This is a genomic window from Jiangella rhizosphaerae, from assembly GCF_003579925.1.
In the GTDB taxonomy this organism is placed as follows: Bacteria; Actinomycetota; Actinomycetes; order Jiangellales; family Jiangellaceae; genus Jiangella; species Jiangella rhizosphaerae.
Window position 1 is genome coordinate 19845 of the sequence record NZ_QUAL01000139.1, and the last position, 14626, is coordinate 34470.

Here is a 14626-nt window from a genome sequence, read left to right on the forward strand (position 1 = left end):
ATTCGAGATCACGACGGCCACTGTTCAGGTCCGTGGCCACCGCCGCGGCGGGAGCCCTGCTGCTGCCGCTCGGCGTCACCGCCACGACAGCCGCGGCCGAACCCGTCATCGAACCCATGCACGAGGGCGTCCACGTCCTCGTCTTCAGCAAGACCGCCGGGTTCCGGCACGACTCCATCCCGACCGGCATCGCCACCATCCAGGAGCTCGGCGCCGAGCGCGGCTGGGAGGTGTCCGCGACGGAGGACGCGACGGCCTTCACGCCCGAGAACCTCGCGCAGTACGACGTCGTCGTCTGGCTGTCCACCACCGGTGACGTCCTGAACGACGAGCAGCAGGCCGCGTTCGAGGGCTACATCGCCGGCGGCGGCGGGTACGCCGGCGTCCACGCGGCCGCCGACACCGAGTACGACTGGGGCTGGTACGGCGGGCTGGTCGGGGCGTACTTCCAGTCGCACCCGCAGATCCAGCCGGCCACCGTCGTCGTCGAGGACCGCGTGCACCCCTCCACGCAGCACCTGCCGGACCGGTGGGAGCGCACCGACGAGTGGTACGACTACCGCACCAACCCGCGCGGCGACGTGCACGTGCTGGCCTCGCTGGACGCGGACAGCTACTCCGGCGACGTCATGGGCGCGGACCACCCGATCGCCTGGTGCCACGACTACGAGGGCGGCCGGTCCTGGTACACCGGCGGCGGGCACACCCAGGAGTCCTACGCCGACGCCGCGTTCCGCGAGCACCTGGCCGGCGGCATCGAGACCGCGGCCGGTGCGGCCGACGCCGACTGCGGCGCGACGGTCACGGAGAACTTCGACCAGATCACCCTGGCCCGCGGGCCGGAGGAGATGGGCGAGCCGATGGGCGTCGCCGTGCTGCCCGACGGCAGCGCGCTGCACACCTCGCGGGACGGCCGGGTCTTCTACACCGCCGCCGCCGGCCAGACCACGCTCGCCGCGGACGTGCCGGTGTACGACTTCCGCGAGGACGGCATGCAGGGCATCGCCGTCGACCCGGACTTCGCGACCAACGGCTGGGTGTACCTCTACTACTCGCCGCCGCTGAACACCCCGCCCGGCGAGGTCGCCCACTCCAGCCTGGACCCGTCGGTCTGGGAGGCCTACGAGGGCCACAACAACCTGTCCCGGTTCAAGTTCGCCGACGGCGTGCTGGACCTGGCGTCGGAGCAGGTGATCCTGCAGGTCCCGCAGGACCGCGGCAACTGCTGCCACCACGGCGGCGAGATCGACTTCGACGCCGACGGCAACCTCTACCTCTCCACCGGTGACGACACCGACCCGTTCGAGTCGAACGGATACGCCCCGATCGACGACCGGCCGACCCGGGCGCCGCAGTTCGACGCCCGCCGCACCTCCGGCAACACCAACGACCTGCGCGGCAAGATCCTGCGCATCAAGGTCGAGGAGGACGGGTCGTACACGATCCCGGACGGGAACCTGTTCGAGCCGGGCACCGAGCTCACCCGGCCGGAGATCTACGCGATGGGCTTCCGCAACCCGTTCCGCATCAGCGTCGACCAGGAGACCGGCGACGTGTGGGTGGGCGACTACGGCCCCGACTCCGGCGGCCCGAACCAGTACGGCCCGGGCGGCCAGGTCGAGTTCAACCGGATCACCGAGCCGGGCAACTTCGGCTGGCCGTACTGCACCGGCTACAACACGCCGGCCGAGACGTACGCCGAGCGCGAGTTCACCTCGTACTACGGCATCGACCCCAACACCGGTCAGCCGGACCCGAACGACGGCACGCAGGACCCCGTCGGCGAGAAGTTCGACTGCGCCGGCGGCCCGGCGAACGACTCCGCGCTGAACACCGGGTTGCCGACGGTGCCGCCGGCACAGCCGGCCTGGCTGCCGTATGACGGCGGCTCGGTGCCGGAGCTGGGCAGCGGCAGCGAGTCGCCCATGGCCGGTCCGGTGTACCGGTACGACCCGGAGCTGGAGTCCGACACCAAGTTCCCCGAGTACTACGACGGGCAGTTCTTCGCCTACGAGTTCGGCCGGCAGTGGATCAAGAACATGAGCGTCGCCGACGACGGCACGCCGCTGCACATCGGCTCGTTCTCGAGCTTCATGGAGAACACCCAGCTGATGGACCTGGAGTTCGGGCCGGAGGGCTCGCTGTACGTCCTCGACTACGGCACCGGGTTCTTCAACGGCGACGAGAACTCCGCGCTCTACCGCATCGACTACGTCGCCGGCACCCGCTCGCCGTCCGCCGTCGCCACCGCGACGCCGACGTCCGGGCCGGCGCCGCTGACCGTCCAGTTCTCCTCGGCGGGCTCCGACGACCCCGACCCCGGTGACGTCCTCACCTACGCGTGGGACTTCCAGAGCGACGGGACCGTCGACTCCACCGAGCCGGACGCGTCGTTCACCTACACCACCAACGGCGAGTACACGGCGACGCTGACCGTCACCGACTCCTCGGGCAAGGAGGGCGTGGCCACGGCGCACATCGTGGTCGGCAACACCGCGCCGGTCATCGAGTTCCGGTCGCCGCCCAACGGCGGCCTGTTCACCTTCGGGCAGGACGTCGCGTTCGAGGTCAGCGTCACCGACCCCGACGGGCAGCCGGTCGACTGCGCCGACGTCGAGGTGACGTTCGCGCTCGGCCACGACCAGCACACCCACGGCGGCGAGAGCGTGACCGGGTGCTCCGGCACCATCTCGACCGGCACCGACGGCTCGCACGGCACCGACGACAACATCTTCGGGCTGCTGCTGGCCGAGTACACCGACACGCCGCCGTCGCCCGACACCGTCCCCGTCACCGGCACCGCCGAGCTCGTGCTGCAGCCGCGGCACCGGCAGGCCGAGCACTTCTCCGCGCAGAGCGGCATCCAGGTCGTCAACCACGGCGGAGCCGAGGGCGGCGCCCGGGTCGGCTACATCGAGCCCGGCGACTGGATCGCGTTCGAGCCGTACAACCTCGCCGGCGCGAAGTCAGTGCAGATGAGGGTGTCGGCCGGCGGACCCGGCGGCACCGTCGAGGTGCGCACCGGCGCCCCCGACGGCCCGCTGGCGGCCACCGTCTCCGTCCCGCACACCGGAAGTCCCGACAACTACGTCGACCTCGACCCCGTCCCGCTGACCGACACCGGCACGGGCACCGGCCCGCTGTACCTGGTGTTCCAGGGCAGCGGTGGCGGCCTGATGGACATCGACGCGTTCACGTTCAGCAACGACCCGGCCGCCTGCGCGGACCCGGGCGCGGAGGTCGACCCGAACGACGAGTTCGACGGCACCGCGCTGGACCGCTGCCGGTGGACGACGATCCTGCGGCCGAACCCGGCCGAGATGGGCGTCGCCGACGGCAAGCTGCGCATCGACGCGATCGAGGGCGACATGTTCGGCGGGGCCACCAACGCGGCGAACGTCGTCCTGCAGCCGATCGTCGACCCCGCGGCCGGCTTCGAGGCGACCACCCAGCTGGCCCTGCCGGCGGGCGGCGACTACGAGCAGGCCGGGCTGATCGTCCACTCCAGCGACCAGAACTTCGCCAAGGCGGTCCTCATCAACATCCCCGGTGAGGGCTGGCGGTTCGAGTTCGGGCTCAACGAGGGCGGGCAGGCGGTGTTCGACGCCGCGCTGGACCGCTCCGGGCCGCTGCCGGAGGGCATCAACCAGAACGCGCACGTGAAGATCGTCAGCAACGGCGCGACGCTCACCGCGTACTGGTCCGCCGACGGCGAGGAGTGGACCCGGTTCGGCCGGCCGCGTCCGGCGTCGGGGCTGCCGTCGCCGCGCATCGGCCTGGCCGCGTACAACGGCAACGGCCAGCCGGCGACGTTCGAGCGCTTCACCTTCGGCGACGATCCGGCCGTCCAGTGCGACCCGGCCGACCCGGGCGCGGGCTACCAGAGCCTGTTCGACGGGACGGCGGACAGCCTGGCGGGGTGGCGCATGGCCGGTCCGGGCGGGTTCCTGCACGCCGGCTGCGAGCTGGTCTCGTACGGCGGGCTGGGCCTCTACTGGTACGAGGCGGACGACTACACCGATTACAGTCTGAAGCTGGACTGGATGATGCCGGGCGACGACAACTCCGGCGTCTTCGTCGGGTTCCCCGACCCCGGCACCGACCCGTGGTCGGCGGTGAACCAGGGTCACGAGATCCAGATCGACGCCACGGACGCGCCGGACCGCACCACGGGTGCGATCTACGCGTTCCAGTCCGCCGATCTTGCTGCCCGTGACGCCGCGCTGAACCCGCCGGGGGAGTGGAACTCCTACGAGATCGTGGTGCAGGGCGACCGGATCAGGGTGTACCTCAACGGTGTCCTCATCAACGACTACACCGACACCGACCCGAACCGGATGAACCAGCCCAGCTTCGTCGGCCTCCAGAACCACGGGAACGGCGACGACGTGTTCTTCCGGAACGTCCGCATCCAGGAGTTCACGTTCGAGTCGGCGACGCGGCTGGTCTCCGATCTCTACGACCGCGACTCGATCAACCGGCAGCAGGAACGGCTGCTGCTGCAGCATCTGTCGATGGCCTCGCGGCTGGCCGGCGACGGCCAGGCCGCACAGGCCGAACGGTCGCTGGACCGCTACGACGCGGTAGCGTCGCAGGTCCAGGACGAGGCGGTGCGCGCCGAGCTGCTGCGCATGAGCGACGCCCTCCGGGCCCGCTTGTAACCACCAGCGGCGACCGGGCCGGCCTCCCCGCCGGCCCGGCCGCCGCCCGAGAGAGGAGACGTCACCGTGCAAGCTCAACGTCCTGCGAACGTAGCGGCCCGACGCGACGGATCACGGAGACCGAGTGCGCGCGGCGGACGGGGGACCGGTGCCGGCCGGTCCCCGTCCCCGGCGCCGGGGCAGCAGACCCCGCCCCGGCGCCGGGGCTTCTGGATCGCCGTCGCGGCGGTGCTCGCCGCCGTCAACATCGTGCTGGCCACGCTGGTGATCACCGGCGGCGACGACGGCGACGACCCGGTGNGGTGATCACCGGCGGCGACGACGGCGACGACCCGGTGGCCGAGCGCGTCGCCGAGCTGGAGGCCCAGGAGGCCGAACGCCAGGTCGAGCTCGTCGGCCAGCTGACCGAGCAGACCACCACCGCGCACGGCACGCTGCTCACCGTCATCGAGGGGCTGCACAGCGTGGTTCCGGCCGAAGGGACGGCTGCCGTGTCGCCCGGCGCCGACCACGCCGCCTGGCACGCCGCCGTCGACTCCGCCCGGGCCGCCTTCGGCGAACCGCCGTCGGGCTCGACGGAGTTCAACACCACCCGCAACGGCCTCCTGCTCGCCGTCGACCTGCTGGGATCGTCCGTGACGGCCTACCAGTCGGCCGAGGCGGCGCCGGCGGGGGCGCAGCAGGAAGCGCTGCTGGGGCTGGCGTCCGACCTGCGCGACCAGGCGGTGGCCGCGTGGTCGGTGGCCGCCACCCAGCTCGACGTCCTCAACATCGACGCCGGCAACGGCCACGTGCACATCACCCTGCCCTCCCGGCCTGGCGAGGAGGTCGATCCGCACGGCGGGGTCGGCTTCGAGCCGTCCGAGGAGGAGGGGCACGAGGGTCATACGGACTGAGGTTGGCTGCGTTGGGCCCGTCCCCCTGCTGCCCGATTGTCTTGGCCGCGGGCGCGCGCCTCAAGCGGACCTGTTGGGCGCTTCGCGCCGGCGATGTCCGCTTGACCCGCGCGCCCGCGGCAAAGAACGGGCAGCTATCAGGGGGACGGGGGAGTGTGGCGACGCCTGCCTGGGCGCGTTCCGTCCGTTTCTGTGTGAGTTTGGTGTCGTAGAGCGTCCACATGGTGAGATTTCACCGTGATCCGGGGGCCATCACGAGGATTACCCAAGCGTCAACACCCCTGCAGTCATGGTGATGCTCACGGAATCCTCGTGATGTAGGCGATCGTGGATGATCATCGCCGTCCGCAGTCCGGCAAACGGCGCGAAACGGGCACGACAAACGGCGAGGCGTGCCCACATCCTCCCCGTCCCCCTGATAGCTGCCCGTTCGCGGCACGAGAATGGGCAGCAGGGGGCGGGGAGCCCCGGCAAGCCGACCAACGACACCGTCGGCGACTGAAAGCTGAGACACCCCCGCTCGACATGGGAGACACTTTCGCGGCGACGTGGCGAAAGTGTGGCACGATTGCCTCATGGCGCACACGCTCGCCGGCCGGCCTGAGACGGTCACCCAGGCGAAAGTCCTGAAGCTGCTGCGCGACGAGGGGCCGCTCTCGAGGGTGGAGCTCGCCGACCGGCTCGGTGTCTCGCGGACCACCATGGCCAGCGAGGTCAGCCGGTTGACGGAGCTGGGCCTGGCCGAGGGTGCCGGCCCCGCCGCGTCGCGGGGCGGGCGGCGGTCGACGCTGGTGGACCTGTCGTCGGACGTGCGGTTCGTCGGGGTGGCCATCGGGGCGACGACGGTGTCCGTGGCGCTCACCGACGGGCGGCTGACGGTGCTCGGGCAGCGCTCGGTCGACATGGACGTGCGCCTGGGCCCGGAGCCGGTGCTGGCCCGCGCCCTCGAACTGACCCACAAGGTGCTGGCCGAGCACGGTGTCACCCGCCCGGCCGGGGTCGGGGTGGGGGTGCCGGGCCCGGTCGACTTCCACGGCGGCATGCCGGTCTCGCCGCCGATCATGCCCGGCTGGGACGGCTACCCGGTGCGCGACGCGCTCGCGCGCGAGCTCGGCTGCCCGGTGCTGCTCGACAACGACGTCAACGTCATGGCGCTGGGCGAGCAGCACTCCGGCGTCGCCAAGGCCGCTCGCGACTTCCTGTTCGTGAAGATCGGCACGGGTATCGGCTGCGGCATCGTCGTCGACGGGCAGCTGTACCGGGGCGTCGACGGCTGCGCGGGCGACATCGGGCACATCCGGGTCGAGGAGTTCGGCCCGACCTGCGCCTGCGGCAACACCGGCTGCCTCGAGGCGTTCTTCGGCGGCGCCGCGCTGGCCCGCGACGCGCTCGCGGCGGCCCGCGGCGGGCGGTCGCCCGCGTTGGCGTCGCTGCTGGCCGAGAAGGGCGAGAACGGCGAGCTGACCGGCGCCGACGTCGCCGCGGCGGTCGCGATGGGCGACCCCTACACCGTCCAGATGATCCGCGACGGCGGCCACCGCGTCGGCTGGGTGCTGGCCAGCCTGGTCTCGTTCTTCAACCCGGGCCTGATCGTCATCGGCGGACGGGTCGCCCGGCTCGGGCACCCGCTGCTGGCCGAGATCCGCGGCGTGGTGTACCGCCGCTCGTTGCCGCTGGCCACCGGCAACCTCCCCGTCGTGCTGAGCGAGATGGGCGACGACGCCGGCGTGGTCGGCGCCGCCGCCCTCATCAGCGACGCCATCTTCGCCGCCCCCTGACGCCGGGCAGCGCGCGGCCCGACGGCGGCGTGCTCGTGGTGGACCCCGCCCGTGAGGGAGGGTCCCCACCCTACGGGCGGGCACCGACACTCACGACCACGGCGGCGTGCACCTGGGCAAACGCTCACTATCCCCGGCGGACCGCGTTACTTACCACGTCAAGTTGCGAAAGTTCGCCGAGAACTGTTGACCTGGCGTTCCCCTGACGTCTAGTTTGCCTGATCAACAGCCGGTTTCGGCTGGTTCTTCCGCGCGTTCGCACGGGCACCTGTCGGGGAGGAGGGGGGCATCGCTCGGCGCGCGCCCGCATCCCGTCACAGATCCCGCACAGCGGTCGATCGGCTCAACGAGGAGAACGAGATGGCACGTCCCGAGATCAACCGACGGCAGTTCCTCAGCGCCGTCGCCGGCACGACGATGGCGGTGACCGCGGCCGGGCTGGCCGCTCCGTCCGTCGCGAATGCCGCCAAGGGCATGCTGGTGCCGCCCGGCAAGATCGGCATCCAGCTGTTCACCATCCGCAACCTGGTCTCGTCGCTGGGCTTCCGGGTCGTCTTCGAGGAGCTGGCCCGCCTGGGGTACAAGAACGTCGAGTTCGCCGGGTACACCTCGCCGGCCGAACCCGGCATCACGGTGCAGCAGATCCGGCAGCTGCTCGACGACAACGGGCTCACCGGCATCGGCAGCCACGTCAGCCTCAACGCCTTCCGCGCCAACATCGAGCTCGAGCTGGACCGCGCCGAGATCCTCGGCCTGCCCTTCATCGGCACCGCGAACGAGCCGGTGACGGCGGCCAACCGGACGGTCGCGGGCTACCAGGCCGCCGCCGCCGAGTTCAACGCGTTCGGCGCGGCGGCGCAGGCCCGCGGCCTGCGGTGGTACCACCACAACCACCAGAACGAGTTCCGGTTCGCCGCCGACGACCCCAGCGTCCGGCTCTACGACCTGCTGCTGTCCGAGACCGACCCGAAGCTGGTCTTCCTCGAGATGGACATCTACTGGGCGTACGTGGGCCAGCACATCGCGCCCGGCTTCGACCCGATCGACTACGTCCTCGCCAACCGGCTGCGCTATCCGCTGTTCCACGCCAAGGACGGCCGCCGGTCCACGTCGGCCAACGGCTACGACATCGTCGAGTTCGGCGCCGGCGACATCGACTTCGAGCACTTCTACAGCAGCATCGGCTCGCGCGGCCGGCACTACTCGCTGTGGGAGCAGGACAACGCTCCCAACACGCCGGCGGAGGCCGGTGGTGCGCTGGGCGCGGCCGAGCGCAGTTACGACGCCATCTACGAGCTGCGCGGCTGACGCGCCGCCGGACGAGAGGACGCAACGATGCGCCGCATCCGCAGAACGCTGACCACCCTGGTGGCCGCCGCCCTGCTCCCCGTGGCCGCGCTCACGGCGACAGCGCCGGCGACCGCGCACGACAACCACGAGCCGGGCGCCGAGGACCCCGCCCTGAACTGGGACAACTACGAGAAGATCCTGCTGAGCAAGAACACCGGCGAGCCGATCGACCTCGCCGTCCTGCCCGACTCCCGCGTGCTGCACACCGCCCGCAACGGCGACGTCCGGCTGACCGACCCGAGCACCGGCATCACCCGGGTCGTCAACACCATCGACGTCTACCAGAACTCCGAGGACGGGCTGCAGACCATCGCGCTCGACCCGGACTTCCAGACCAACCAGTGGGTCTACCTCTACTACGCGCCGCGGGTCATGGAGGCGCCGTACCCGCAGACGACGCCGGCCGGCAGCGCCCCGAACTCGCTGCCCGCCGGTGAGACCGAGTCGTACTGGGACCGCTGGAAGGGCTACAACGTCCTGGCCCGGTTCAAGTGGGACGAGGAGACCGACTCCCTCGACCTGTCGACCAAGCAGGAGATCATCAAGGTCGAGACGCAGCGCGGCCAGTGCTGCCACGTCGCCGGTGACATGGCCTGGGACGCCGACGGCAACCTCTACCTGTCCACGGGCGACAACACGCCGGCGAGCACGCCCGGCGCCAACGGCATGGCGCCCAACAACGACGCGCCGGGCATGAACCCCGGCTTCGACGCCCGCCGCGGCCCCGGCAACACCAACGACCTGCGCGGCAAGATCCTGCGGATCACAGTCCAGGAGGACGGGTCGTACACGGTGCCCGAGGGCAACCTGTTCGCACCGGGCACCGCGGGCACCCGCCCGGAGATCTACGTCATGGGCGTGCGCAACCCGTTCCGCATCGACTACGACATCGAGACCGGCGCGCTGGTCTGGGGCGACTACGGTCCCGACGCGGGTGCGCCGAACCCCGACCGCGGCCCCATGGGGTACGTCGAGTGGCAGACGACCCGGACGCCCATTAACGGCGGCTGGCCCTACTGCCACGGCCCGAACGCCAACTACAACGAGTGGAACTACGCGACGGCGACGCCCGGCGAGTGGTTCGACTGCGAGGCGGGCGCGGAGAACAACTCGCGCTGGAACACCGGCCTCGACGTCGTCCCGCCGGCCACCGCGCCGCACCTGTACTACGGCGACAACGCCAGCCACCAGCCGTGGCCGGAACTGACCGACCTCGGCGGCGGCGGCCAGGGCCCCATGGGCGGCCCGGTCTACCGGCACGACCCGGACAACCCGTCGCCGGCGAAGTTCCCCGAGTTCTGGGACGGCCACCCGTTCTTCGCCGAGTTCTCGCAGGACTACGTCGCCGTGTTCACGCTCGACCTCGCGACGAGCGGTCCGGTCACCGACATCATCGACTTCCTCCCCAACGCGCACCTCAACCACGTCGCCCAGCCCATCTGGGACAACGTCATGGACATGGAGTTCGGCCCGGACGGCTCGCTGTACGTGCTGGAGTACGGTGACGGCTTCTTCCGGCAGAACCCCGACGCCGGCCTCTACCGGGTCGACTACGCCGAGGGCAACAAGTCCCCGCAGGCCCGCTTCACGGCCGACCCCATCTCCAGCAGCAGCGCGCCGTTGACGGTGACGTTCGACGCCTCCGACTCGGCCGACCCCGAGGGCGCCGCGCTGACCTACGAGTGGGACTTCGACGGCAACGGGACGTTCGACGCCAGCGGCGTCACCGTCACGCACACGTACACCGAGCTCGGCCAGTACAACGCCTCGCTGCGGGTGACCGACCCGTCCGGCAAGTTCGGGGTCCGGTCGACGCAGATCACCGTCGGCAACGTGGCCCCGACGGTCACGCTCGACACCCCGACCGGCGGGTTCTTCGACTGGGGCCAGGCGGTGCCGGTGTCGGTCTCCGTCAGCGACCCCGAGGACGGCAACACACCGGTCTGCTCGCGGGTGAGCTGGGCGTTCGGGCTCGGGCACGACGAGCACGCGCACCCGCTGACGTCGGGCACCGGCTGCACGTTCGGCGTCCCGACGCCGGCCGACGCGCCCGAGCACGGCGTGACGGAGAACATCTACGGCGGCCTGGTGGTCGGCTACACCGACAACGGCCACCTGGGCGTCCCGCCGGCCCGCGGCGAGGCGTCGTTGCTGCTGAACCCGAAGACGCAGCAGGCGGAGTGGTTCGACGCGAGCAACGGCGTGCAGGTCACCGACGACCCCGACGCCCGCGGCCTGCGCAAGGTGACGTCGTTCGACGCCGGCGACTGGATCGCCTTCGACCCGGTCAACCTGGTGAACATCGACAGCGTCGTCGCCCGCGCCTGGGGACGAGGCACGCTGCACCTGCGCTGGAACGACCCGAAGGCGGCGCCGTTCGCGACCATCTCGTTCCGCAACCGCACCGGCTGGTTCGAGGTCGAGCAGGCGCTCACCAACGCGCCCCAGGGCTCCGGCCGGCTGTACCTGACGTCGACCAGCGGGTTCGAGCTGGACGAGCTGCGCTTCGTCGGCAACGGCGTCGCCGACGTCACCCCGCCCACGGTGAGCCACACGCTCAACCCGGCGGCCCCCACCGGCCAGAACGGCTGGTACACCGGTGACGTCACGCTCACGGTCAACGCCACCGACAACGGCACCGTCGCCAGCCGGCAGCGCTCCCTCGACGGCGGCGTCACGTGGGCCAACGCCAACAACCCGCTGACGATCACGGCCGAGGGCAGCACGACGGTGCACTACCGGGCCACCGACAACGGCGGCAACGTGTCGTCCGTCGGCTCCGTCACGGTGAAGATCGACAAGACGCCGCCGGCCGCGTCGATCGGCGGCGTCGAGAACGGCGGCAGTTACGCCGCGAGCGGCACGCTGACGCCGTCGTTCGCCGGCACCGACGCGGTCTCCGGGATCGCCTCGGTGACGGGGACGCTGGACGGCGCCCCGCTGGAGTCCGGATCCACGGTGCAGCTGTGGACGCTGACCGTCGGCCAGCACGCGCTGGGCGCCACGGCGACGGACAACGCCGGGCGGCAGGGCACCGCGGCCACCACGTTCACGGTGACCACGTCGCTGGCCGACCTCGCGGCGATCGTCGACCACTACGCCGGCGCCGGCGCACTCACGGCCGCGGGGGAGAGCCGGCTGCGGCTGCACCTCGACACCGCCGTCCGCAACGCCGAGGCGGGCCGTCCCGACAGCGCCGTCCGCTCGCTGGGGCAGTTCGCCTCGACCGCCCGGAGCGCCACGTTCGTCACGGACGCCGCAGCGAGGACGGTGCTCACCCATCACGCGGAGGTGCTGACCGCCCAGCTGAGCGCCTGACGACGGGACACCCGGGCACGCCGGTGGGCCGGGCCGCAGACCGGCCCGCCGGCGCTTCGCCCTGCCCGGATCGCGACTTTCGACACTTCGCCCCCGAGATTGCACGGTTGACGGCGAAACAGTTTCAAACGTCTTGACATAGTGGAAACATGACGTTTATCTGAGGCCTTCCGAACCGTGATCGGAGGGCAGCATGCGCAAAGCCGTCATGATGGCGGCGGGGACGCTGGTCGCGTCCACGCTCGTCGCGGCTCCCGGACTGGCGGCGTCCGGGGCACCCGGTCCGGCCGCAGCCCCGGAGGCCGCACCGCCGGATTCGGCGTTCCAGAAGGTCACCCTCAACGACACCCCGGGCGAGCCGATGGACCTCGTGGTCCTCCCGGACGGCCGGGTGTTGCACACCACCCGTGCCGGTGAGGTGTGGCTGCACGACCCCGACACGCGGCTCAACACGCTGGCCGCGGAGCTCGATGTCTACGAGCACGACGAGGAGGGACTGCAGAGCATCGCCATCGACCCCGGGTTCGGCCGGACCAACAACTGGATCTACCTCTACTACTCACCGCCGCTGGACACCCCGCTCGACGACCCGCTGACCCCGACGGTCAACGAGGGCGACGCGCCGTTCACCGGCACGCCCGCCGACTGGGAACCGTTCGAGGGGCACATCACGCTGTCGCGGTTCGAGCTGGTCGGCGACCAGATCGACCTGTCCACCGAGCAGCACATCCTCGACGTCCCCGTCGATCGCGGCATCTGCTGCCACGTCGGCGGCGACATCGCCTTCGACGATGCCGGCCACCTGTACCTGGGCACCGGCGACGACACCAACCCCTTCGAGTCCGACGGCTACGCGCCCATCGACGAGCGGCCGGACCGCAACCCGGCGTTCGACGCCCAGCGCACCTCGGCCAACACCAACGACCTGCGCGGCAAGGTGCTGCGGATCGTCGTGGGCGAGGACGGCGGCTACTCCATCCCCGAGGGCAACCTGTTCCCGCCGGGCACCGAGGGCACCCGGCCGGAGATCTACGCCATGGGCCTGCGCAACCCGTTCCGGCTCGAGGTCCAGCCCGAGACCGGCGACGTCTACGTCGGCGACTACTCGCCCGACGCGAGCGAGGCCGACCCGGCCCGCGGGCCGGCCGGCCAGGGCAAGTGGACGGTCATCCGCGAGCCCGCCAACTACGGCTGGCCGTACTGCGCCACGGCCGAACTGCCCTACGTCGACTACGACTTCGCCACCGGCACGTCCGGCGAGCCGTTCGACTGCGCGGCCCCGGTCAACGAGTCGCCGCACAACACCGGGCTCACCGAGCTGCCGCCCGTGACGCAGCCGGATATCTGGTACTCCTACGGCGAGTCGGCGGAGTTCCCCGAGCTGGGCACCGGCGGCATCGGCCCGATGGGCGGGCCGGCCTACGACTTCGACCCGCGCGACACCCGCGGCCGCGCGCCCGTCGCGTGGCCGGAGCACTACGACGGCATCCCGCTGCTCTACGAGTGGACCCGCGACTGGATCAAGGGCATCCATCTCGACGAGAACGGCGGCGTCGCGGCCATCGAGGACGTCGTCCCGTCGATCGTCGTCGACAACCCGATGGACATGGAGTTCGGCCCCGATGGCGCGCTCTACGTCCTCGAGTACGGCGACGGCTTCTTCGCCGAGAACCCCGACGCGCAGCTCTCGCGCATCGACTACATCGGCGTCGGCGGCAACCACACACCGGTGCCGCAGGTCACGGCCGACGTCACCCAGGGGCACGCGCCGATGACCGTGCAGTTCTCCAGCGCCGGCACGGCCGACGAGGACGGCGACCGGCTGCGCTACGAATGGGACTTCGACGGCGACGGCCGGGTCGACTCGCGGCTGCGGAACCCGTCGTTCACCTACGAGGAGAACGGCCTCTACCACGCGACGTTGAAGGTCACCGACCTCGGCGGCAAGCACCGCGGCAAGACGGCGTCGGCGGAGGTCGACATCATAGTCGGCAACCTCACCCCCGTCGTCGAGTTCGTGACGCCGGTCGAGGGCGACACGTTCGCCTTCGGCGACGAGGTGGCCTACGAGGTGCGGGTCACCGACGACCAGCCGGTGGACTGCTCCCGCCTCCAGGTCACCTACATCCTCGGTCACGACGACCACGGCCACCCGCAGACGACGGCGCTCGGCTGCACCGGCACGCTCCGGACGACCCTGCCGGGCGGCCACGACCCGGGCGACAACCTGCGCGGCGTCTTCAACGCCACCTACACCGACGACCCCGGCGAGGGCGTGCCCGCGCTCACCGCCAGTGCGGAGGTGATGCTGGTTCCGGAGGGCTGACGTCCTGACCGTCCGGACTCACACACCGGCCGGGTTCTCGTCCACGGGGCGGGAACCCGGCCGGTCCGTCGCGTTCCGGTGTGCTGCGTTGGCCCCGTCCCCCTGCTGCCCGATCGTCTTGGCCGCGCACGCGCGCCTCAAGTCCGCGGCCTCTGACTGTGTGCTCTTTGGCTGTGGTTGGGGGCCTTGGACTTGACCCGCGCGTGCGCGGCTCAGAACGGGCAGCTGATATGAAACTGGCCGTGAGTGGGCAGGGGGTTGCTGCCGACGGAGCTTGCGGAGTCGGCTGGGGTGTTG

The 14626-nt window shown here is 71.2% G+C and carries 5 protein-coding genes and 1 pseudogene; all 6 read left to right on the top strand.

Annotated elements, in window-relative coordinates; genetic code table 11:
* The first annotated feature begins 32 nt into the window (after positions 1–32).
* The 6 genes and pseudogenes from DY240_RS14140 (at position 33) to DY240_RS14175 (ending at position 14329) form a co-directional block, all read left to right on the top strand.
* Complete coding sequence (locus tag DY240_RS14140) at positions 33–4661, top strand: ThuA domain-containing protein (protein ID WP_199701487.1); 4629 nt, start codon at positions 33–35, stop codon at positions 4659–4661.
* 66 nt (positions 4662–4727) lie between these two features.
* A pseudogene (locus DY240_RS14150) lies at positions 4728–4961 on the top strand (hypothetical protein); the annotation flags it as partial.
* A gap of 1171 nt (positions 4962–6132) precedes the next feature.
* Entirely contained in the window at positions 6133–7335 is a 1203-nt protein-coding gene (locus DY240_RS14160) for an ROK family transcriptional regulator (RefSeq protein WP_119660509.1), read from the top strand.
* A gap of 360 nt (positions 7336–7695) precedes the next feature.
* A complete protein-coding gene (locus DY240_RS14165) occupies positions 7696–8643 on the top strand; it encodes a sugar phosphate isomerase/epimerase family protein (protein ID WP_119660510.1) in 948 nt (315 codons plus the stop codon).
* Between the two features lie 27 nt (positions 8644–8670).
* Positions 8671–12003 carry a PQQ-dependent sugar dehydrogenase gene (locus DY240_RS14170; protein ID WP_119660511.1) on the top strand — a complete coding sequence of 1111 codons (3333 nt, stop codon included), beginning with the start codon at positions 8671–8673 and terminating at the stop codon, positions 12001–12003.
* A gap of 193 nt (positions 12004–12196) precedes the next feature.
* Positions 12197–14329, top strand: a complete 2133-nt coding sequence (locus tag DY240_RS14175) for a PQQ-dependent sugar dehydrogenase (RefSeq protein WP_119660512.1) — start codon at positions 12197–12199, stop codon at positions 14327–14329.
* The last annotated feature ends 297 nt before the right edge of the window (positions 14330–14626 follow it).